Raw genomic sequence first — 21,636 nt, forward strand, 5'->3', positions numbered from 1 at the left:
GAGCGGCCCGGCGGAAGGGGGTCACCACGCGAGTGTGCCACCAGGGGTGACATTGCAGTGGTACTGAGCCGGAGGATGGGGATGGCGTCCCGGTTCGGCCCACCGGCGCGCACGTTTCGGTGGGCACGTCCGGCGGCGTCCACGGGCGCCGGACGCTACGGCGTCCCGCGACGGACCGGCCCGAACCCGGACGCGCGCGCGGCACGGGACCCCGGCCATGAGAGGGCAGATCACCGAACGGTTTCTTGACCATTCCCTTGTGTCAACCCGGGGAAGGTCTTACGTTACTGACAACTCAATTAACAGCTCCTCTCCCCTAGGACCTGTCATGACGATCGATCTCCGCAGGGCCGGCCGGCACGCCGCGCTCCTCCTTCTCTCCGCCGTCTTACTGGCGGTCTTCACCGCCGCCCCCGCGCAGGCCGCCGCGGCCGGCAAGGCCGTCTTCAGCCAGGACAACGCCTGGGGCTCGGGCTACACCGGCCGCTACACGGTCACCAACACCGGCACCACCGCCCTGAACGGCTGGACCGTGGTGTTCACCCTGCCGTCCGGGACCACCCTCGGCTCCTACTGGGACGCCCTGGTCACCAACAACGGCTCCGGCAAGTACACCGCCGTCAACCGCGAGTACAACGGCAACCTCGCGCCCGGCGCCTCGGCGAGCTTCGGGTGGGTCTCGGCGGGCACCGGCGTCCCGTCGTCCTGCACCCTCAACGGCGGGTCCTGCGACGGCGGCGGCACCCCGCCCGGCCCGGACACCACTCCCCCGACCGTCCCCGGCGGCCTCACCGTCGGCTCGCCGACCAAGAGCAGCCTGACGGTGTCCTGGCAGGCCTCCACCGACAACTCCGGCACGGTCGCCGGCTACGAGGTCTCCCGTGACAACGGGACGCCCGTCGCCGTCAGCGGCACCTCGACCGTCGTCACCGGCCTGACGGCGAACACCGCCTACTCCTTCAAGGTCCGCGCCAAGGACCCCACGGGCAACTACTCCGCCTACAGCGCCGCCGTCAGCGGCCGGACCAACAACGACGACCCGATCCCGCCGACCGGGAGCATCAAGGTCGCGCCCTACATCGACATCACCATGGCCAGCCCGACGCTGACGCAGGTCGCGCAGGCCACCGGGCAGAAGTACTTCACTCTCGCGTTCATCCTCGGCTCCTCCCTGGGCTGCGACCCGCAGTGGGGCGGCACGATCCCCCTCAACGAGCCGCGCATCATCGACCAGGTCAACGCCCTGCGCGCGATGGGCGGTGACGTCGTCATCGCCTCCGGCGGCGCGATGGGCCCCTACCTGGAGAACACCTGCGGCTCCGCCGACGCCCTGTACAACGCCTACGTCAAGGTCCTCACCGCCACCGGCGCCAACCACCTCGACGTGGACGTGGAGGCGTCCATCCCGCAGGCCATGGTCAACACCGCGCTCAAGCGGCTCGTCGACACCCGCGGCACCACCGTCAGCTACACCATGCGCATCCAGGGCAGCGACTACGGCATGGACCCGTACTCGGTGCAGATCCTCCAGGACGCCGCCGCCAAGGGCCTGTCCCCCATCGTCAACCCGATGCTGATGAACTTCGGCTACAGCGGCGACTGGGGCCAGGCGATGATCTCGGCCGCCAACGCCACCATCGCGCAGATGAAGACGATCTGGCCCGGCAAGAGCGACGCCCAGATCAAGGCGCAACTGGGCGTCACGCCCATGATCGGGCGCAACGACACCGGCATGACCACGACCCAGTCGCACGCCCGCGCGCTGCTGTCGTGGGCGCAGTCCAGCCACATCGGATTCATCGGATTCTGGTCGGCCGGGCGCGACAACGGCGGCTGCCCCAACGGCGGCGTCTCGCCCACGTGCAGCGGAATCAGCCAGTCCCTCTACGAGTTCACCAACATCTTCAAGGGGTTCACGGGCTGACCTCCCGGCGGTACACCGAAGGCGTCCCCACCAGTCCTTCCATGAGTTGGTGAACTTCTTCAGGGGATTCACCGACTGATCATCGCCGTGTAGCCGAGCTACGGATCGGGGGCGGATCTGGTAAAGATCCGCCCCTCCCTCTTTTGCGCGCCCCCGCCCTACCGATAGCCTCTACCCGCCGGTACTCCGGCCGAGTGGTGCTAAGCCCTTCCGCCCCCACGCCAATGGGCATAGATCCGACTCATAGAGGTAGCGACCAGATCCCCGTCATACAACGGGTTGGTCACGAAACGGTCCCCGAATAGGCAATCGGGGCCTCAACCCTTAGGGTGCACGCATGGCAGCGCAGACCACGGCGGGTACGCCGCTAGTCCGGTTGTCCGGAGTGAACAAGCACTTCGGCGACAACCACGTCCTGAAGGACATCGACCTCGAAGTGCAGTCCGGCGAGGTCATCGTCATCATCGGGCCCTCCGGATCCGGCAAGTCCACGCTCTGCCGCACCATCAACCGGCTGGAGACCATCGGGACCGGCGAGATCACCATCGACGGCTCGGTCCTGCCCGCCGAGGGCCGCGAGCTCGCCCGGCTGCGCTCCGAGGTCGGCATGGTGTTCCAGCACTTCAACCTCTTCGCGCACATGACGGTCCTGGAGAACATCACCCTCGGGCCGATGAAAGTGCGCCGCCTGGGCCGCAAGGACGCCGAGGCCAAGGCCCGCGCCCTCCTCGACCGCGTCGGCCTCGCCGACAAGGCCGACGCGCTCCCCGCGCAGCTCTCCGGCGGCCAGCAGCAGCGCGTGGCCATCGCCCGCGCCCTGGCCATGGAGCCCAAGGTCATCATGTTCGACGAGCCGACCTCGGCCCTCGACCCCGAGATGATCAACGAGGTCCTCGACGTCATGATCGACCTCGCGCGCGAGGGCATGACCATGATCGTGGTGACCCACGAGATGGGCTTCGCCCGCCGCGCCGCCAACCGCGTCGTATTCATGGCCGACGGCCAGATCGTCGAAATCGCGCCGCCCGAGAAGTTCTTCAGCGAGCCGGAGAGCGAGCGCGCCCGCGACTTCCTTTCGAAAGTGATGTCGCACTGACCCGCCTCCGCCAACGGATCGCGGGAAACCACAGGGAAGGAACCCACAGCACCATGCGCATGCACCGCAAACTGGCCCTCGTCGGCCTCGCCGCGGTCGCCCTGCTGGCCACCGCCTGTCAGGGCAAGGCGAGCGATGACCAGAAGCAGGCCGGGGACCCGGCCAACACCGTCGTCTTCCAGATGAAGCAGGCCACCACGCTGCCCGCCGCCGTCCAGAAGATCAAGGAGCGCGGCTACCTGCTCTTCGGCTCGAAGTTCGACCAGCCCACCACCGGCGAGCGCAACCCCGCCTCCGGCAAGATCGAGGGTTTCGACGCCAACTTCGGCCGTCTGCTCGCCCAGCGGATCTTCGGCCCGAACTTCACCGAGGGTGAGAACGGCCAGCTGCGGTACGTGGAGACCATCTCCAAGAACCGCGAGGAGTTCCTGGCCTCCGGCAAGGTCGACGCCCTGGCCGCGACCTACACGATCAACGAGCCCCGCAAGGAGAAGGTCGACTTCGCCGGCCCGTACTACATCACGGGCATGGGCATCCTGACCCTGGCGGACCGCAAGGAGCTGAACACGCTCGAAGACCTCAACGGCAAGAAGGTCTGCGTCGCCGTCGGCTCCAACTCGCTGACCAACCTGCAGAAGCTCAACCCGAAGGCCGACGTCTCGCAGCCCCTCGCGGACTACTCCGCCTGCCGCCAGGCCGTGGAGAACAAGTCCTACGAGGCGCTGGTGACCGACGAGCCGATCCTGCGCGGCTTCATGTCGAAGAGCCCGGGCGTGTTCCGGGTCGCCGACAAGGTCTTCACCGAGGAGCCGTACGGCATCGCCTCCAAGCACGGTGACAAGGAGCTGCGCGACTTCATCAACGACATGCTGGAAGAGGCCTACGCCAACGGCGACTGGGTGAAGTCCTTCGAGGGCACGCTCGGCAAGGCCGGCGCCAAGACCCCGACCCCGCCGCCGGTCGTCCGGTACTGAGTCATGCCGATGGTGCCCGTCCCGAGCCCCCGGGGCGGGCACCATTCGTTCCTTAGGAGACAGACACCTTGAGCAACGAGGTCTTCCAACTTTTCGCCGAGGGATTCTGGAACACCCTGTGGATGTCGCTGGCGTCCTTCGCGGTGGCCCTCGTGCTCGGCGCGATCCTGGCGATGATGCACGTCAGTCCCGCTCCCCCGGCCCGGTGGGCGGCGCAGGTCTACACCGCGATCTTCCGGAACACGCCCCTCCTGGTCGTCCTGGTCGTCTTCTACTTCGGCCTGCCGAAGGTCGGCGTCAGCTTCGAGTACTCCTGGCAGTGGGCGCTGATCGTGCTCAGCCTGTACACCTCGGCCTTCGTCGGCGAGACCCTGCGGGCCGGCATCAACTCGATCTCGCTGGGCCAGGCCGAGGCCGCCCGGTCGATCGGGCTGACCTTCGGGCAGTCGCTGCGCCACGTGATCCTGCCGCAGGCGTTCCGGACCGTCGTCCCGCCGGTCGGCACGCTCTACACCGCCCTGGTGAAGAACACCGCTCTGACGCTGATCCTGGGCTTCCAGGAGCTCTCGGCCAAGACCGAGGACATGATCAACCAGGACAAGGCCCCCGTGTGGGTCGTCGTCGTGGGGATCTGCGCCTGCTACCTGATCATCAACCTGCCCACGAGCTGGTTCATCCACCGGGCCGAGAAGCGCGCGGCGTTCGCGCGGTAGCGGAGAAGACCTGACATGAGCAACCAACACAGCACGGTCCTCTTCGACGCGCTCGGGCCGAAGGGGCGCCGCAAGGTCGCCCTCTACTCGGCGCTCAGCGCGCTGGTCGTCCTGGGCGCGCTGGCCTGGGCGGCGGTCACCCTGAACGGCGAGGGCTTCTTCGACCAGCAGCGCTGGGTCGACGCCCTCGACCAGCTCATCGTGGAGAACACCTACATCCCGGGTCTGCTGAACACCCTGGAGGCCGCCGGGATCGGCTGCGTCGGCGCCGTCGTCCTGGGCGCGCTGGTCGGCTTCGGCCGTGTCTCGCGTTTCAAGGCCGTGCGGTTCCTGGCCAGCGTGTACGTGCAGTTCTTCCGGGCGATGCCGGTGCTGCTGCTGATCTGGATCCCGTTCACCGTCTTGAACCACCTGGGCACCGACATCAACGGGCTCTGGTACGTGGTGGTGGGCCTGGCGGTGTACAACGGCGCGGTGCTGGCCGAGATCCTGCGGTCGGGCGTCAACGCGCTCCCCGCCGGTCAGGCCGCCGCCGGTCACGCCATCGGCCTCACGCACGGCCAGGTGACGCGGCTGATCATCTTCCCGCAGGCGTTCCGGAACATGCTCCCGGCGGTGCTGGCGCAGCTGGTGGTCCTGCTGAAGGACACCGCCCTCGGGTACATCGTGACGTACCCGGAGCTGCTGAAGATGAGCTACCAGACGGCCGGGTCCTACCCGAACTCGTTCCTGCAGGTGCTGCTGGTGGCCGCCACGATGTACTTCGTGGTCGCCTACGCGCTGTCCAAGGTGGTCTCGCTGATCGACAAGCGGATGCGCCGCAAGGTCGCCCGCCCGGCCAAGGCGGCCGCGGTTCCGGTCGCCGCCGACGTCGACACCGGGGCCTGAGCCCCACGCTCCACCGGCCCGGTCGCCTCGCGCGGCCGGGCCTTCGTCATTCCCGGACCGCCGCGCGGGCCGCCAGGACCACCCCGGCCCAGGCGGTGAGACCCACGATGACGTTCGCGGCGGCGGTGGCCAGGCCGGTGGCGGCGTCACCGGCGGCGAAGACCGGCATCATCGCCACCAGGGCCAGGCACAGGCCGACGATCCACCGGAAGTACGGGAACGGGCGGGCGCTGCCGCGCAGGAGCAGCAGCATGAGGGCCGTGGCGGCGAACGCGGCGGCCACCCCGCCCAGGGCGTAGACGAACAGGTGCGGCTCGATGACGCCGCCGTAGACGATGACGCCGAGGATCGGCAGGTCCAGGATCTCCCGGACGGTCAGGAACGCCGCCGCCGCGACCACCGCGCAGGCCAGCGCCGTCCACGCGCCGCCCGTCCACAGGCGGCGCCGGTCGAGACGGCGGGCGTAGGGCGCCGTGCCGGGCGCGGGCATGAGCCGGTAGACGCCCAACTCGCGCCTAACGGCCCGTCGCCGGGTTGTACTGGTCCGGCGGCTGGTAGCCGGCCGTGTCGGGGCGGCGCAGGCTGGCGGTGGCCGAGATGCCCACCAGGATGCCGATGGACACGCCGATGACGAGGTTGACCGCGGCGGTGGCCGCGCCGGTCTGGATGTCGGCGACGGCCAGCAGCGGCACGAGCATGCCGAGGATGGTCGCCAGCGCGATGATCCAGCCGAAGAACATGAACGGCTTCGGCGTGGCCAGCAGGAGCAGGTGCATGACGCCGGTGGCCAGCAGCGCGCACAGGAACGCGATGATCCCGTAGGTGAACAGGCCGGGCTGGGTGACCGCGCCGTCCACGTCGACGCCGAGGATGGGCAGCTTCAGCAGGCCCTTGACGACCAGGAACCCGACCATGGCGATACCGGCGGCCACGAGAGCGGCCGCGACGCCGCCGCTCCACAGCCGTCCCCCGTTGACGCGGCTCTGCGCGGGCGCGTCGGCACGGTACGGATCGTCCGGTTGATGACGATATGTGGTCATGGGCACAGTCTGGCGGGCGGCACGGTGCGAGTCCGCCGAACGGGGAAAACCCGGCGCCGAGCGAGGTGAGTATCTCTCGGTTCATCCGATCATGGGCGAAAAGCGGCATTCGCAGGCCTAGGCTGTTCCTGCGCCCGCGTCGTGGGCCGGGAAGGAGAATCGCATGGGATTCATCGTCCAGCTCCTGCTCACCGCCGGCGCGCTGTGGCTGTCGACGGTCATGGTGGACGGCATCGAGGTCACCGGCAGCAGCGGGTTCAACAACTTCCTCGTGCTGCTCCTGGTGGCCCTCATCTTCGGCCTGGTCAACGCGCTCATCAAACCGATCGTGCAGCTGTTCGGCTGCGCCTTCTACGTGCTGACCCTGGGCCTGTTCGCGCTGGTGGTGAACGCCTTGATGTTCTGGCTGACCGGCTGGCTGGCCGACAAGATAAACCTGCCGTTCCACGTGAACGGGTTCTGGGCGGCCTTCTGGGGCGCGATCATCGTCTCGATCGTCAGCTTCTTCATCGGCATCCTCATACCGCGCAAGGACGCCGACTAGAGCAGCTCGGCGGGGTCCACCTGCACGCGCACCGGGTCGACGGCCTTGCGCGCGCTGCGGACCCCCGCCGCGCCGTGCAGGGCCGAGGCCAGCTCGGCCCCTTTCGTGCGCGGCGCGCGCAGCAGCAGCCGCTCGGTCCGCTCGTCGACGGGCACCGGGCCCAGCTCCTCGGTGCCGGGCGGCAGCTCGGCATAGCGCAACAGGTCGGCCAGGGCTTCGGGCGGGCCGGTCAGCGAGGCCATCCGCGCGATCGGCGGGAAGCGCAGGGACGCCCGCTCGGCCAGCTCGCGCGCGGCGAACCAGCCGGCGTCCCAGCGCAGCAGCGCCTGGACGACGGCGAGACCCCCATCGGCGACCACCACGACCCGGCCGCCGTCACGCGCGGGCCGGGCCAGCGCGGCGGCGGTCATCCAGCGGCGCAGGGTCTCCTCCCCCGCGCGCAGGTCGGCGCGGGTCAGCAGGGCCCAGGCGTCCAGCAGCAGCACCGCGCCGTAGCCCTCCTCGGCGACCGGCTCGGCGCCGGGCGTGGCCACCACCAGCGCGGGACCGGCCGGGACGGCGTCCAGCACGCGGTCGCCGCCGGAGGTGCGCACCGGGACCTCCGGGAACGCCCGGCCCAGCTCGTCGGCGGTGCGCGCGGCGCCGATGACGGCCGCGCGCAGCCGGTGCCCTCCGCAGGAGGGGCACGAGTAGTCGTGGGCGGACCGGCCGCACCAGCGGCACACCGGATCGGCCTTGGCGGAGGGCAGCGACAGCGGCCCGGCGCAGTGCGGGCAGCGCGCGCGGGCGCGGCAGCGCTGGCAGGAGACGACGGGGATGTAGCCGCGCCGGGGCGTCTGGACGAGCACCGGCAGCCCGGCGGCCAGGGCCTCCTTCGCCGCCGTCCAGGTCACCGTGGGCAGGCGCGCGGCGGCGGCCTGCGGGTCCTTGGCGAGCTGGTCGTCGTCGCCGACGGGCACGATGTGCGGCGCGCGCTCGCGCAGCCGCTCGCGGGGGGCGGCCAGCTCGCGCGCCCAGCCGGTGTCGAGCAGGAGCTGGTCGTCGGTGGTGCGGGTGAAACCGCCGAGCAGGACGGCCGTCCCCGACTGCTGCGCGCGTGTGAGCAGGACCGTGCGGGCGTGCGGGTAGGGCGCGCGGGGCTCGGCGTGCGAGTCGTCCCCGGCGTCCCACATCGCCACCAGGCCCAGGTCGGCCACGGGCGCGAACATCGCCGCGCGCGTACCGGCGACCACGCGGACGGCGCCGCGCGCGGCGGCCAGGAACGCCCGGTAGCGCTTCGACGGTCCCATCGCGGCGGAGAGGACGACGTGCCGGTCGGGGCCGAGGACCTCGGTGAGCGCGGCGTCCAGGCGGTCGAGGTCGCGCTGGTCGGGCACCACGAGGACCGATCCCCGCTCACCGGCGGCGGTCGCGGCGGCGGCCTCGGCGAGGCGGCGCGGCCAGTCCTCACCCGGCATGGCGCCCCACACCGCGCGCGGCGCGTGGCCGTGCGCGAGGGAGGTGAGGAAGGCGTCGCCGGGCTCGTACTCGCGCCAGCCCTCGGCCGAGGGGGCGGCGATGGCCCCGGCGGGTTCGCGCGGCGGCTCGGCCTCCACGCGCGCCTGCCGTGGCGGCACGGCCAGGCGCAACACGTCGGCGAGGTTGCCGGCGTAGCGGTCGGCCACCGCGCGCGAGAGCTCGCGGATCTCGCCGGTCAGGACGGGCTCGGGCGAGACCACCTTGGCCAGGTCGGCCAGGCGTCCCCCGAAGTCGGTTCCGGTGGCCAGCTCGATGATGAAGCCGGTGAGCGACTGCCCCGAGAAGCGCACCTTCACCCGGCAGCCGACGGCGACGTGCCCGGCCAGTTCGGGCGGCACGCGGTAGTCGAAGAGGCGGTCCAGGTGCGGCAGCGGACTGTCGACGCACACACGCGCCACGAGGGTCCCGCCGGTCACCTGATCCACGGTGCATTTCTACCCGACGGGTACGACGGGACGGACGCCGCCGAGGGATCTAGCGGTTGCGCGGGTGGTTGCGGGCGGTCCGCTCGTTGCCGTGCTTGTAGTTGCCGGTCCAGCGGGCCATGACCTCCTGGTCGTCGCCCCCTTCGACCTCGGCGAGGAACTCCTGCGCGCGCGAGCCGCGCAGGACGGTGACCTGGCGGCCCCGGTGGGAGATGTGGACGGTCCCGTTCATGTGGGACTCGTAGTGGAAACCATGAGGTGCGGGCATGGGCTGATCACACCAGAGGGGGTGCGGGGGAACAAGGGGTTATCGCGCACGGTGGCCGGGGATGGTGCGGTGAGCCGCTGACGGCGAACCGGAAGTACGGCTCCCCGGCCCGCGCCGGCGGGACTCGGCCCGGGGCCGCTCGTCCGGCCTGCGCGGGGAGAACCCGCTCCCCACCACGATCGGGCACGGCTGGGCCCACGGCACCCGCGTGCGCGGGGGCCGCGTGACCGTCCGCGTCCGCCCGGAACGGCCGGCCGCGCATCCCCCGTCCGGCAGCGAAAACGGCCCGCGCCGAAGCGCGGGCCGTTCCCTCAAGCTCGTGTCTCTCGTACGCGTCAGGCGCCCACGAACGACCGCAGCGCGTCGGCGCGGTCGGTGGCCTCCCAGGTGAACTCCGGCAGCTCGCGGCCGAAGTGGCCGTAGGCCGCCGTCGCCGAGTAGATCGGGCGCAGCAGGTTCAGGTCGCGGATGATCGCGGCGGGGCGCAGGTCGAACACGGCCCGCACGGCCTCCTCGATCTTGGCCGGGTCGACGGTCTCGGTGCCGAAGGTGTCGATGTAGAGGCTGACCGGGTGCGCCTTGCCGATGGCGTAGGCGACCTGCGTCTCGCAGCGCTCGGCGAGACCGGCGGCCACCACGTTCTTGGCCACCCAGCGCATCGCGTACGCGGCGGAGCGGTCCACCTTGGACGGGTCCTTCCCGGAGAAGGCGCCGCCGCCGTGGCGGGCGTAGCCACCGTAGGTGTCCACGATGATCTTGCGGCCGGTGAGGCCCGCGTCGCCCATCGGGCCGCCGATCTCGAAGCGGCCGGTCGGGTTGACCAGGAGCTTGTAGTCGGCGTGGTCGAGCTCCAGGCTCTCGATCTCCTTGGCGATGACGTGCTCGGCGATGTCCGGCGTCATCAGGGATTCGAGGGAGATGTCGGGCGCGTGCTGGCTGGACACGACCACGGTGTCCAGGCGGACGGGACGGTGGCCCTCATAGGCGATGGTGACCTGGGTCTTGCCGTCGGGGCGCAGGTACGGGACGGTGCCGTCCTTGCGGACCTGGGTCAGGCGGCGCGACAGCCGGTGCGCCAGCGCGATCGGCAGCGGCATCAGCTCGGGGGTCTCGCGGCAGGCGAAGCCGAACATCATGCCCTGGTCGCCGGCGCCCTGGAAGTCGAGGTCGTCGCCGGAGCCGCCGTCGCGCAGCTCGACGGCCTTGTCCACGCCCTGGGCGATGTCGGCCGACTGGGAGCCGATGGACACGCTCACGCCGCAGGACGCGCCGTCGAAGCCCTTCTTCGAGGAGTCGTAGCCGATCCGCAGGATCGTCTCGCGCACGATGGTGGGGATGTCGGCGTAGGCGTCGGTGGTGACCTCGCCGGCGACGTGGACCTGGCCGGTCGTGATGAGCGTCTCGACCGCCACTCGGCTGGTGGGATCCCGGTCGAGGAGCGCGTCGAGCACCCCGTCGCTGATCTGGTCGGCGATCTTGTCCGGGTGGCCCTCGGTGACCGACTCAGAGGTGAAAAGGCGTGCCACGGCGCTCCTTAGGCTGCTGACGTTCTGTCCGGTTCAAAGTCTAGTGCCGCGCGTTCTCCGGAACCCACCGCCACCACCCGTTTAACTCTGCGTAACACGCGAGTGGGCTCAGTGGACGGTCAGCCCGCGGGCCGCGTCGAGGAGGGCGTCGGCGACGTCCTCTTTGGCCGCGCGCTCCAGGTTCCGGACTCCGCCGGCCGCGTCGAGGATCGTGACGGTGTTGTCATCGGTCCCGAAGCCGCGGCCCCCGCCCACTTCGTTGAGGACGCTCAGGTCGGCGCGCTTGCGCGTCATCTTCCCACGCGCGTACTCCAGCGCGGTCGCTCCGGTGGCGGTCTCGGCGGCGAAGGTCACCAGGATCTGCCCGGGACGCTTGGCCGCGCCCAGTTCGGCGGCGATGTCGGGGTTCTCGGCCAGGGTGATGACCGGGACGGGCTCGCCCGCGGCCTTCTTGATCTTCTGGTCGGCGTAGGCGGCCGGGCGGAAGTCGGCCGGGGCGGCGGCCATGACGACGATGTCGGCTCCGGCGGCGTGCCGCAGGACGGCCTCGCGCAGCTGCGCGGTCGACTCCACCCGCTCCAGGGTCACCCCGGCGGGGTCCGGCAGCGCGGTGTTGGCCGCGACGAGCGTCACCGACGCGCCGCGCGCCACGGCCGCGCGGGCGATGGCGTAGCCCTGCTTGCCGGAGGAGCGGTTGCCGATGAAGCGCACCGGGTCGATGGCCTCGCGGGTACCCCCGGCGGTCACCAGGACGCGGACGCCGGTCAGGTCGGCGGCTCCGGGGCCGCGGCGCAGGACGCGCGTGGCGGCGGCGAAGATCGCCGAGGGGTCGGGCAGGCGGCCCGGGCCGGTGTCGGCGCCGGTGAGGCGGCCCACGGCCGGGTCGAGCACGATGGCGCCGCGGCGGCGCAGTGTGGCGACGTTGTCCACGGTCGCCGGGTGCTGCCACATCTCGGTGTGCATCGCCGGGGCGAAGACCACCGGGCAGCGCGCGGTGAGCAGCGTGTTGGTGAGCAGGTCGTCGGCGATGCCCGCGGCCGCCTTCGCCAGCACGTTGGCGGTGGCGGGGGCGATGACGACGAGGTCGGCGGACTTGCCGATGCGCACGTGCGGGACCTCGTGCACGTGCTCCCACACCTCGGTGGACACCGGCTGCCCGGACAGGGCCTCCCAGGTGGGGGCCCCGACGAACTTGAGGGCCGCCGCCGTGGGCACCACGCGCACGCGGTGCCCCGACTCGGTGAACAGCCTCAGCAGCTCACAGGCCTTGTAGGCGGCGATGCCGCCGCCCACGCCGAGGACGACATTCAGCGGCGCGCTCCCCGCGCCCGGCGACGACACTCGGGAGCGCCGTTATTCGGCGCCGTCGGTGCGCTCGGTGATGAGCAGGTCCTGGTCGATCTCGCGCAGCGCGATCGAGAGGGCCTTCTCCTGCGGGGTGGTCTCGACCAGCGGGCCGACGTACTCCAGCAGGCCCTCGCCGAGCTGGCTGTAGTAGGCGTTGATCTGCCGGGCGCGCTTGGCGGCGAAGATCACCAGCTGGTACTTCGACGGGGTCTTCTCCAGCAGGTCGTCGATCGGCGGGTTGGTGATGCCGATGGGGTTCGCAACAGTTCCAGACACGTGTGATCAGCCTCGGGTCTCGCTGCGGCGCCGCCGTGACGGCGGGCGCAGAGCAGTGTGGGTAAAACAGCCGACGAGCGAACGCGGCCGACGGCGCGAAAACGACACCGCCGTCCACGAGCGTACCCAGTGGGAGGGCGATGCCGCCTTCGAAGCGTCGTCGCGTCGAACCGCCGCCGGTGAGCGGCCGTCCTCGCCGGGACCCTCGCGGGCCGGCGGGGCGGCTCTCAGCCGACGTGGTTCCCGTTGGTCACGGGAGCCCTGGTCGGCGAACCGAGCAAGCTTACCAACTCGGCCGTGGCCTGCTCGACCGATACGTTCACGATCGTCCGGTCGAACTCGGCCTCGGCGGCCAGCTCCTCCTCGGCCGCCTTGAGCCGGCGGGCGATCGTCTCCTGGTCCTCGGTGCCCCGGCCGGTGAGCCGGCGCACCAGCTCGTCCCAGCTCGGCGGGGCGAGGAAGACCAGCTGGGCCTCCGGCATCGAGATCCGGATCTGCCGCGCGCCCTGGAGGTCGACCTCCAGCACCACGGGAAGCCCGGACGCGAGTTGCCGGTCCACCGGCCCGCGCGGGGTGCCGTACAGGTTGCCGGCGTAGTTGGCCCATTCGAGGAACTCGCCGGAGGCGATGCCTTCCTCGAAGCGGGACCGCTCGTAGAAGTGGTAATGGACGCCGTCGACCTCTCCGGGACGCGGTTTCCGGGTTGTGGCGCTCACGGAATGCCACACCCACGGATACCGCTCCCGGATAAGGGCTTTCACGCTGCCCTTGCCGACGCCTGACGGTCCCGACAGGACCGTCAGGCGTGCCGCCATCGGGCGGTGTTCGTCAAAGCTCACGGATCGTTTCTACCGGATGCCTAAGCTTCGGCTTGACCGAACTCGGCAAGAAGCGCACGGCGCTGGTGCTCGCCCAGGCCGCGGAGGCGGCGGGACTCGGCGATCTTGAGCTTCTCCATCAGCTGCGCGGCCCGGACCTTGCCGATACCGGGGAGCGCCTCAAGGACGGCGGACACCTTCATCTTGCCGACGATGTCGTCCTCGATCTTGCCGAAAACTTCGGACAGGGTCGTGGTGCCCTGCTTGAGCTGTTCCTTCAGCTCCGCACGAGCCTTGCGGGCGGCGGCGGCCTTCTCCAGCGCGGCTGCGCGCTGCTCGGGGCTAAGCGACGGGAGCGGCACGAGGTCTCCTTGGGTTGACTAGACATCCGGAGCGGGTGGGGGGCGAGCCCCCGCGAGCCCCGGACCGGGCAGGTTGTTTACCCAGCGCGGGGAAACCTAGCGGGCACAAGGGGGTTCCCGCAATCCGGGGTGCCCCATCGGTGACCGGTGAACGGCCTGGTTTCACCGGCGGAGGGCCGTCCGGCATTCCTCCAGCGTGCGGGCGACGGCCTCCTTGATGGCCGCCGGACTCGGTCCCTGCCGGGCGATTTCGCGGGAATAGGATGGAATTGCCGCCGCCGCGGCGCGACCGAGGACACGCTTGAGGTCACCCGGCCTTCCACCCTGCGCTCCCATGCCGGGCACCAGGATCGGGCCATTCAATTTCACCAAATCGTGAGCGGAGTCACTCTGCGGCGACGCGTGTGTGATGCCGTGTGTGTGCTCTCGCACAGCCGCGAAGGAGCCCGTGGTCTCGGCCGGCGCGCCCTTGATGGTGGCCCCGATGACGGCTCCGATCGAGCCCAGGGGCTCGGCGTCGTCGTTCAGCGCCGCGATATCGTCCACAAGGGACTGAGCCACGGTGCGGCCGTCCTTGAGCTTCGCCCGCTGCACCGAGGCGCCCTCGGGGTTGGAGGTCAGCACGAGAACGAACACGCCGCGGTTGTGCGCCTGCGCCAGATCGAACAGGGGCGTGAGCGAGCCGAAGCCGAGGTACGGGCTGGCGGTGACGGCGTCCACCGACAGCGGGCTGGCCGGGTCGAGGTAGGCGTCGGCGTAGGCGGCCATGGTGGAGCCGATGTCGCCGCGCTTGGCGTCCAGCAGCAGCAGCGCGCCGGCCGCGCGCGTGTCGGCGATGACCTTCTCCAGCACCGCGATGCCCTTGGAGCCGAAGCGCTCGAAGAAGGCCGACTGCGGCTTCACGAAGGCCGCGGTCCCGGCCACGGCCTCGACCATGGTCCGGGAGAAGCGCTCCAGGCCCGCGACGTCGTCGTTGAGGCCCCAGTGGCGCAGCAGGCCCGCGTGGGGGTCGACGCCCACGCAGAGGGGCCCGCGCTTGGCCAGGGCCTTGTGGGCCTTCGCGCCGAAGGTCTTCTCGTCAGGCACGGTGATCGTCTCCTGTGGGTGTGCCGGGTCGGCTGGCGGCGCCGCGCGCGGCCAGCGCGATCCGGCGGGGAAGGGATGGTCCACTGTAGATAAAGCCGGTGTAGAGCTGCACCAGGCTCGCGCCCGCGTCGAACATGCGGGCGGCGTCGTCGGGGGTGTCGATGCCGCCGACGCCGATGATGGGCAGCCGCCCGCCGCTCTCGCGGTGGGCGAAGGCCACCACCTGGCGGGCCCTGGCACCGAGTGGACGCCCGGAGAGCCCGCCCGGTTCCACCGAGCGCGGCCGGTCGCTCTCGGCGACCCCGTCGCGCGACAGGGTGGTGTTGGTGGCGATGAGCCCGGCCACGCCGGTCTCGCCGCAGACCTCGATGACGTCGGCGACGGCCTTGTCGTCGAGGTCGGGGGCGATCTTGACCAGGACCGGCTTGGGACGGCCGTTCCCGCCCGGTGTGGTGGCCGCCAGGCGCTCGGTCTCCTCGCGCAGGGCGCCCAGGAGGGTCCGCAGCTGCCCGGCGTCCTGGAGGCCGCGCAGGCCGGGGGTGTTGGGGCTGGAGACGTTGACCGCGAAGTAGTCACCGAACTCGTAGAGGACCCGCAGGGAGGCCAGGTAGTCGCCCACGGCCTCCTCCAGCGGCGTCACCTTCGACTTGCCGAGGCTGATGCCGAGCGGGACGCCCGGCCGCGCGCCGTCGGCGAGCCGCGCCGCCAGGGCCACCGCGCCGCGGTTGTTGAAGCCCATGCGGTTGATGAGGGCGCGGCTCTCGGGGAGGCGGTAGAGGCGGGGCCGGGGGTTGCCCGGCTGGGGCCGCCAGGTGACGGTGCCGACCTCGACGAAGCCGAAGCCGAGGGCGGGCCAGGCCGCCAGGGCCCGGCCGTCCTTGTCCATCCCGGCGGCCAGGCCGACGGGGTTGGGGAACTTCACGCCGAAGACGGTGGTGGGGCAGGCGCGGGCGTTGAAGCCGAGGACGGCCTCCCGCAGCCGGGGGCTGCGGGAGACGATCCCGAGGGCGCGCATGGTGCGCTCGTGGGCGTCCTCGGGGTCGGCGCCGCCGAACTTGAACAGCAGCGGCCTAACCAGCCGTTCGTAGAGCACGCGCGGCCTCCTCGCGGTCGGCACGCAGGGCCGCGTGCAGGTCCTGGAGCGGGCGGACGGCGAGGTCGCCGCGGATGACGGCCTCGATGCCCATGACGGCCGCCGAGGCGCCCTGGATCGTGGTGACGCAGGGGATGTCGGAGGTGACGGCGGCGGAGCGGATCTCGTAGCCGTCGGTGCGGGGCCCGGCGGAGTTGGTGGGCGTGCTGATCACCATGGACAGCTGCCCGGAGGTGATGAGCTCCACGGCGTCGGGCAGCTCGGTGTTGCTCTTGTCGGAGTGCCGGCGGACGAGGTTGAAGTCGATGCCGTGGCGGCGGAGGACCTCACCGGTGCCGGTGGTGGCGTAGACGGTGAAGCCGAGGTCGACGAGGCGTTTGACGGGGAAGACCACCGCGCGCTTGTCGCGGTCGGCGACCGAGACGAAGACGCTGCCGCCGGTGGGCACGTTGCCGTAGGTGGCGGCCTGCGCCTTGGCGAAGGCGTGCCCGAAGGCGGTGTCGATGCCCATGACCTCGCCGGTGGACTTCATCTCCGGCCCGAGGAGCGCGTCGACGCCCTTGCCGTCGATGGTGCGGAACCGCTTGAAGGGCAGGACCGCCTCCTTGACCGAGATCGGCGCGCGCGGGGGCATGTCGCCGCCGTCGCCGTGCGGGGGCAGGAGGCCCTCCTCGCGCAGTTCGGGGATCGTGGCGCCGAGCATGATGCGCGCGGCGGCCTTGGCGACCTGGACGCCGGTGGCCTTGGAGACGAACGGGACGGTGCGGCTGGCGCGCGGGTTGGCCTCCAGGACGTACAGGGTGTCGTCCTTGAGGGCGTACTGCACGTTCAGCAGGCCGCGCACGCCGATGCCGTGGGCGAGCGCCTCGGTGTGGGTGCGGATGGCGGCCAGGACGGAGGCGCCGAGGGTGATCGGCGGGAGCGCGCAGGAGGAGTCGCCGGAGTGGATGCCGGCCTCCTCGATGTGCTCCATGACGCCGCCGAGGAAGACGTTCTCGCCGTCGCAGAGGGCGTCGACGTCGATTTCGACGGCGTCGTCCAGGAACCGGTCGACGAGGACCGGGTGCTCCGGGGAGATGCTGGTGGCGCGGTTGATGTAGGCCTTGAGGGCGTCGTCGTCGTAGACGATCTCCATGCCCCGGCCGCCGAGGACGTAGGAGGGGCGGACGAGGACGGGGTAGCCGATCTCGTCGGCGATGGCCTTGGCCTCGGGGTAGGACGTGGCGGTGCCGTACTTGGGGGCGGGCAGGCCGTTGTCGGTGAGGAGGCGGCCGAAGGCGCCGCGGTCCTCGGCGAGGTGGATCGACTCGGGGCTGGTGCCGACCACGGGGACCCCGGCGTCCTTGAGGCGCTGGGCGAGGCCGAGGGGCGTCTGGCCGCCGAGCTGGACGACGACGCCGATGACGCCGGGTCCGCCGCCGGCCTCGCCGCTCTCCTGTTCGGCGTGCACGACTTCGAGGACGTCCTCGAAGGTGAGGGGCTCGAAGTAGAGGCGGTCGGCGGTGTCGTAGTCGGTGGAGACCGTCTCGGGGTTGCAGTTGACCATGACGGTCTCGTACCCGGCTTCGCGCAGCGCCATGACCGCGTGGACGCAGGAGTAGTCGAACTCGATGCCCTGGCCGATGCGGTTGGGCCCGGAGCCGAGGATGAGGACCTTGGGGCGGTCGCTGGGGGCGACTTCGGACTCGTCCTCGTAGGCGGAGTAGTGGTAGGGGGTGCTGGCGGCGAACTCGGCGGCGCAGGTGTCGACGGTCTTGTAGACCGGGCGCAGGCCGAGGCGGTGGCGCAGGCGGCGGACGCCGTCCTCGCCGGCGAACTCCGGGCGCAGGGCGGCCAGCTGGGTGTCGGAGAACCCGGCGCGCTTGGCGCGGCGCAGGAGGGCCTCGTCCAGGACGGCCGCGGAGGCGATCTCGTCGCGCAGTTCCAGCAGCGCGGCGATCTCCTCGATGAACCACGGGTCGATGCCGGAGGCCTCGCAGACCTCGGCGACGCTCGCACCCAGGCGCAGCGCGCGCTCGGCGGTGTAGAGCCGCCCGTCGTGCGGGACGCGCAGGGCGGCGACGGTGTTGTCGCGGGTGGCGCCGTCGGGGTCGGGTTTGGTCCAGAAGCCGGGGGTGCCGGTCTCGGCGGAGCGCATGGCCTTCTGGAGGGCCTCGCCGAAGGTGCGGCCGAGGGCCATGGCCTCGCCGACGGACTTCATGGTGGTGGTCAGCAGCGGGTCGGCGCCGGGGAACTTCTCGAAGGCGAAGCGCGGGACCTTGACCACGATGTAGTCGAGGGTCGGCTCGAAGGCGGCCGGGGTGGCGCGGGTGATGTCGTTGGGGATCTCGTCGAGGGTGTAGCCGATGGCCAGCTTCGCGGCGATCTTGGCGATCGGGAAGCCGGTGGCCTTGGAGGCCAGCGCCGAGGACCGCGACACGCGCGGGTTCATCTCGATGACGACGATGCGGCCGTCGGCGGGGTCGATGGCGAACTGGATGTTGCAGCCGCCGGTGTCGACGCCGACCTCGCGCAGGACGGCGATGCCGAGGTCGCGCATGACCTGGTACTCGCGGTCGGTGAGGGTCATCGAGGGCGCCACGGTGACCGAGTCGCCGGTGTGGACGCCCATGGCGTCGATGTTCTCGATGGAGCAGACGACCACGACGTTGTCGTTGCGGTCGCGCATGAGCTCCAGCTCGTACTCCTTCCAGCCCAGCACGCTCTCCTCGATGAGGACCTCGGTGACGGGGCTCTCGGCGAGGCCGGTCCCGGCGATGCGCTCCAGGTCGGCGTCGGTGTGGGCCATGCCGGAGCCGAGGCCGCCCATGGTGAAGCTGGGGCGGATGACGACGGGCAGGCCGAGCTCGGCGACGGTGGCGCGGACCTCGTCCATGGAGTGGCACACCGCGCTGCGCGGGACCTCGCCCCCGGCGCGGCGGACGACCTCCTTGAACTCCTGCCGGTCCTCGCCGCGGCGGATGGCGTCGATGTCGGCGCCGATGAGCTCCACGTTGTACTTGGCCAGGACGCCCGACTCGTGGAGGGCGACGGCGGTGTTGAGGGCGGTCTGCCCGCCGAGGGTGGCCAGGATCGCGTCGGGGCGTTCCTTGGCGATGACCTGCTCGACGAAGTCGGGGGTGATCGGCTCGACGTAGGTGGCGTCGGCCAGCTCCGGGTCGGTCATGATCGTGGCCGGGTTGGAGTTGACGAGGCTGACCCGCAGGCCCTCCTCGCGCAGCACGCGGCAGGCCTGGGTGCCGGAGTAGTCGAACTCGGCGGCCTGCCCGATGACGATCGGGCCGGACCCGATGACGAGTACGTGCTTGATGTCGGTGCGCTTTGGCATCAGCGGGCTCCTTCGGCCAGGGTGACGAGCCGGTCGAACAGGTAGTCCGCGTCGTGCGGACCGGCCGCCGCTTCCGGGTGGTACTGGACGGAGAAGGCGATCGTCTTCCCGTCGCGGGTCAGGCGCAGCCCTTCGACGACGTCGTCGTTGAGGCAGACGTGGCTCACCTCGGCGGTGCCGTAGGGCGTCTCGACGCTCGGGGCGGCGGGGGCCTTGACGGCGAAGCCGTGGTTGTGGGCGGTGACCTCGACCTTGCCGGTGGCCTTGTCCAGGACCGGCTGGTTGATGCCGCGGTGCCCGTAGCGCAGCTTGAAGGTGTCCAGGCCCAGGGCGCGGCCCAGGAGCTGGTTGCCGAAGCAGATCCCGAAGATCGGGGTGCCCGACTCCAGGAGGCCCTTGATGAGGCTCAGGTCGGCGGTGGCGGGGTCGCCGGGGCCGTTGGACAGGAACACCGCGTCGGGCTTCTGGGCCAGGACCTCGTCGACGGTGGAGGAGGCGGGCAGGACGCGGGTCTCGATGCCGCGCTCGGCCATCCGGCGCGGGGTGTTCCGCTTGATGCCGTAGTCGATGGCGGCCACGGTCAGCACCGGGTCGCCGGAGGCGGCCGCGACGGTGTAGGGCTCGCGGGTGGTGACGTCGGCGATGAGGTTGGCGCCCGCCATCGGCGGGGAGGCCAGGACCTTCGCCAGCAGCCGCTGCGGGTTGGTGTCCACACTGGAGATCCCGGCGCGCATGGAGCCGCGCTCGCGCAGGTGGCGGGTGAGGGCGCGGGTGTCCACGCCGCAGATGCCGACCACGCCCTGGGTGGCCAGTTCGTCCTCAAGGGACCGCTTCGCCCGCCAGTTGGAGGCGATGCGCGAGGGCTGGCGCACGACAAATCCGGCGACCCAGACGCGGGCCGACTCGTCGTCCTCGTCGTTGACGCCGGTGTTGCCGATGTGCGGGGACGTCATGGCCACGATCTGGCGGTGGTAGGAGGGGTCGGTGAGGGTCTCCTGGTAGCCGGTCATGCCGGTGGAGAACACCGCCTCGCCGAGGGTCTCCCCCACGGCGCCGTAGGCCTCGCCGTGGAAGACGCGGCCGTCCTCCAGCACGAGGATCGCCGGGGCTCGCTTGGTCATTTCTGCGCCTTCCCTTCCAGGACGGTGGCTTCGCCGCGGAGGAAGGTCGCCCGCACCGTCGCGGGGAACGTCATCTGGGCGTACGGGGTGTTGCGGCTGAGGCTGGCCAGCTCGTTCGGGACGACCGTCCAGGACGCCGCGGGGTCGATCAGGGTGAGGTTGGCGGGGACGCCCGGGGCCGGGTCGAGCCCGTGCCCGTCGAGCCCGGCGATGCGGGCGGGGCGGCGCGACATGCGCTCGGCGACGCCGTCCCAGTCCAGCAGGCCCGGCTCGACCATCGTCTTCACGACGATCGAGAGGGCGGTCTGCAACCCGAGCATCCCGGGGCGGGCCGCGGCCCACTCGCAGTCCTTGTCCTCGCTGCTGTGGGGGGCGTGGTCGGTGGCGACGACGTCGATGACGCCCTCGGCCAGGCCGGCGCGCAGGGCCTCGATGTCGGTGTCGGTCCGCAGGGGCGGGTTCACCTTGTTGACCGGGTCGTAGGTGGTGGCGCGCTCGTCGGTGAGCAGCAGGTGGTGCGGGCAGACCTCGGCGGTGACCCGCCAGCCCTTGCTCTTGGCCCACCGCAGGATCTCCACCGAACCGGCGGTGGAGACGTGGCAGACGTGCAGGCGCGAGCCGACGTGCCCGGTGAGCAGGCAGTCGCGGGCGATGATGGCCTCCTCGGCCACCGCCGGCCAGCCCGCCAGGCCCAGCTGCGAGGAGAACTCGCCCTCGTGCATCTGGGCGCCCGCGGTGAGCGCGGGCTCCTCGGCGTGCTGGGCGATGACGCCGTCGAAGGCCTTCACGTACTCCAGGGCCCGGCGCATCATCTTCGGGTCGGCCACGCAGAAGCCGTCGTCGGAGAAGATCCGCACGTTCGCCGCCGAATCCGCCATCGCGCCCAGCTCGGCCATGTGCTCGCCCTTGAGGCCGACGGTGACGGCGCCGATGGGCTGCACGTCGACGAGCCCGGCGTCGCGGCCCAGCCGCCACACCTGCTCCACGACACCGGCGGTGTCGGCGACCGGCGAGGTGTTGGCCATGGCGCACACGGCGGTGTAGCCGCCGAGGGCGGCGGCGCGGCTGCCGGACTCCACCGTCTCGGCGTCCTCGCGGCCCGGTTCGCGCAGGTGGGTGTGCAGGTCGACCAGGCCGGGCAGGGCGATGAGGCCCGTGGCGTCCAGGACCCGCGCGCCCTCGGGGGCGGTGAGGCCGGTGCCGACCTCGGTGACGACGCCGTTCTCGATGGCGATGTCGGCGGTCTCGCGGCCGACGATCGAGGCGTTCTGGATCAGCCAGGAATTCAC

Annotated in this window: 20 protein-coding genes; 6 read left to right on the forward strand and 14 right to left on the reverse strand. The window is 71.3% G+C overall.

Features of this window, described 5'->3' with window-relative positions:
• Nucleotides 1–328: 328 nt before the first annotated feature.
• From QSK10_RS00315 to QSK10_RS00335, 5 genes are all read left to right on the forward strand, one after another.
• On the forward strand, nucleotides 329–1,924 hold the full coding sequence (locus QSK10_RS00315; RefSeq protein WP_285660499.1) for a cellulose binding domain-containing protein: 1,596 nt from the start codon (nucleotides 329–331) through the stop codon (nucleotides 1,922–1,924).
• 337 nt (nucleotides 1,925–2,261) lie between these two features.
• Nucleotides 2,262–3,020: an amino acid ABC transporter ATP-binding protein gene (locus QSK10_RS00320; RefSeq protein ID WP_285660500.1), complete on the forward strand. Its 759-nt coding sequence runs from the start codon at nucleotides 2,262–2,264 to the stop codon at nucleotides 3,018–3,020.
• A gap of 53 nt (nucleotides 3,021–3,073) precedes the next feature.
• Nucleotides 3,074–3,994: a glutamate ABC transporter substrate-binding protein gene (locus QSK10_RS00325; RefSeq protein WP_285660501.1), complete on the forward strand. Its 921-nt coding sequence runs from the start codon at nucleotides 3,074–3,076 to the stop codon at nucleotides 3,992–3,994.
• A gap of 68 nt (nucleotides 3,995–4,062) precedes the next feature.
• Nucleotides 4,063–4,707, forward strand: coding sequence for an amino acid ABC transporter permease (locus tag QSK10_RS00330; RefSeq protein WP_285660502.1), 645 nt, complete (start codon nucleotides 4,063–4,065; stop codon nucleotides 4,705–4,707).
• Between the two features lie 15 nt (nucleotides 4,708–4,722).
• Entirely contained in the window at nucleotides 4,723–5,595 is an 873-nt protein-coding gene (locus QSK10_RS00335) for an amino acid ABC transporter permease (RefSeq protein ID WP_285660503.1), read from the forward strand.
• 46 nt (nucleotides 5,596–5,641) lie between these two features.
• On the opposite strand, the gene QSK10_RS00340 is transcribed toward QSK10_RS00335, so the two are convergent.
• Both QSK10_RS00340 and QSK10_RS00345 read right to left on the reverse strand, forming a co-directional pair.
• On the reverse strand, nucleotides 5,642–6,103 hold the full coding sequence (locus tag QSK10_RS00340; protein WP_285660504.1) for a hypothetical protein: 462 nt from the start codon (nucleotides 6,101–6,103) through the stop codon (nucleotides 5,642–5,644).
• A gap of 7 nt (nucleotides 6,104–6,110) precedes the next feature.
• On the reverse strand, nucleotides 6,111–6,635 hold the full coding sequence (locus QSK10_RS00345) for a DUF6069 family protein (RefSeq protein WP_285660505.1): 525 nt from the start codon (nucleotides 6,633–6,635) through the stop codon (nucleotides 6,111–6,113).
• Nucleotides 6,636–6,798: 163 nt separating this feature from the next.
• On the opposite strand from QSK10_RS00345, the gene QSK10_RS00350 reads away from it, so the two are divergent.
• Nucleotides 6,799–7,179: a phage holin family protein gene (locus QSK10_RS00350; protein ID WP_285660506.1), complete on the forward strand. Its 381-nt coding sequence runs from the start codon at nucleotides 6,799–6,801 to the stop codon at nucleotides 7,177–7,179.
• Here the strand turns inward: QSK10_RS00350 and QSK10_RS00355 are convergent.
• From QSK10_RS00355 to QSK10_RS00410, 12 genes are all read right to left on the reverse strand, one after another.
• Nucleotides 7,176–9,122, reverse strand: coding sequence for a primosomal protein N' (locus QSK10_RS00355; RefSeq protein WP_285660507.1), 1,947 nt, complete (start codon nucleotides 9,120–9,122; stop codon nucleotides 7,176–7,178). The genes QSK10_RS00350 and QSK10_RS00355 overlap by 4 nt on opposite strands.
• Nucleotides 9,123–9,171: 49 nt before the next feature.
• Nucleotides 9,172–9,390 (reverse strand): hypothetical protein, encoded by a 219-nt coding sequence (locus QSK10_RS00360; RefSeq protein WP_285660508.1) that lies wholly within the window; start codon nucleotides 9,388–9,390, stop codon nucleotides 9,172–9,174.
• A 335-nt stretch (nucleotides 9,391–9,725) separates the two neighbouring features.
• A complete protein-coding gene (gene metK, locus QSK10_RS00365) occupies nucleotides 9,726–10,916 on the reverse strand; it encodes a methionine adenosyltransferase (RefSeq protein WP_285660509.1) in 1,191 nt (396 codons plus the stop codon).
• 108 nt (nucleotides 10,917–11,024) lie between these two features.
• Entirely contained in the window at nucleotides 11,025–12,257 is a 1,233-nt protein-coding gene (coaBC, locus tag QSK10_RS00370) for a bifunctional phosphopantothenoylcysteine decarboxylase/phosphopantothenate--cysteine ligase CoaBC (protein ID WP_285660510.1), read from the reverse strand.
• A gap of 12 nt (nucleotides 12,258–12,269) precedes the next feature.
• On the reverse strand, nucleotides 12,270–12,539 hold the full coding sequence (gene rpoZ / locus QSK10_RS00375) for a DNA-directed RNA polymerase subunit omega (protein WP_285660511.1): 270 nt from the start codon (nucleotides 12,537–12,539) through the stop codon (nucleotides 12,270–12,272).
• Nucleotides 12,540–12,766: 227 nt separating this feature from the next.
• Nucleotides 12,767–13,354 carry a guanylate kinase gene (gene gmk / locus QSK10_RS00380; protein ID WP_285660512.1) on the reverse strand — a complete coding sequence of 196 codons (588 nt, stop codon included), beginning with the start codon at nucleotides 13,352–13,354 and terminating at the stop codon, nucleotides 12,767–12,769.
• Nucleotides 13,355–13,398: 44 nt separating this feature from the next.
• Nucleotides 13,399–13,719, reverse strand: a complete 321-nt coding sequence (gene mihF, locus QSK10_RS00385) for an integration host factor, actinobacterial type (protein WP_285660513.1) — start codon at nucleotides 13,717–13,719, stop codon at nucleotides 13,399–13,401.
• 162 nt (nucleotides 13,720–13,881) lie between these two features.
• A complete protein-coding gene (pyrF, locus tag QSK10_RS00390; protein ID WP_285660514.1) occupies nucleotides 13,882–14,805 on the reverse strand; it encodes an orotidine-5'-phosphate decarboxylase in 924 nt (307 codons plus the stop codon).
• Nucleotides 14,798–15,898, reverse strand: coding sequence for a quinone-dependent dihydroorotate dehydrogenase (locus tag QSK10_RS00395; protein WP_285660515.1), 1,101 nt, complete (start codon nucleotides 15,896–15,898; stop codon nucleotides 14,798–14,800). The genes pyrF and QSK10_RS00395 overlap by 8 nt, the downstream gene beginning before the upstream one ends.
• On the reverse strand, nucleotides 15,876–19,226 hold the full coding sequence (gene carB, locus QSK10_RS00400; protein WP_285660516.1) for a carbamoyl-phosphate synthase large subunit: 3,351 nt from the start codon (nucleotides 19,224–19,226) through the stop codon (nucleotides 15,876–15,878). The genes QSK10_RS00395 and carB overlap by 23 nt, the downstream gene beginning before the upstream one ends.
• Nucleotides 19,226–20,347 carry a glutamine-hydrolyzing carbamoyl-phosphate synthase small subunit gene (gene carA / locus QSK10_RS00405; RefSeq protein WP_285660517.1) on the reverse strand — a complete coding sequence of 374 codons (1,122 nt, stop codon included), beginning with the start codon at nucleotides 20,345–20,347 and terminating at the stop codon, nucleotides 19,226–19,228. The genes carB and carA overlap by 1 nt, the downstream gene beginning before the upstream one ends.
• Entirely contained in the window at nucleotides 20,344–21,636 is a 1,293-nt protein-coding gene (locus QSK10_RS00410) for a dihydroorotase (protein WP_285660518.1), read from the reverse strand. Before QSK10_RS00410 ends, carA begins: the two co-directional genes overlap by 4 nt.

Source organism: Actinorhabdospora filicis (assembly GCF_030269765.1).
GTDB lineage: Bacteria > Actinomycetota > Actinomycetes > Mycobacteriales > Micromonosporaceae > Actinorhabdospora > Actinorhabdospora filicis.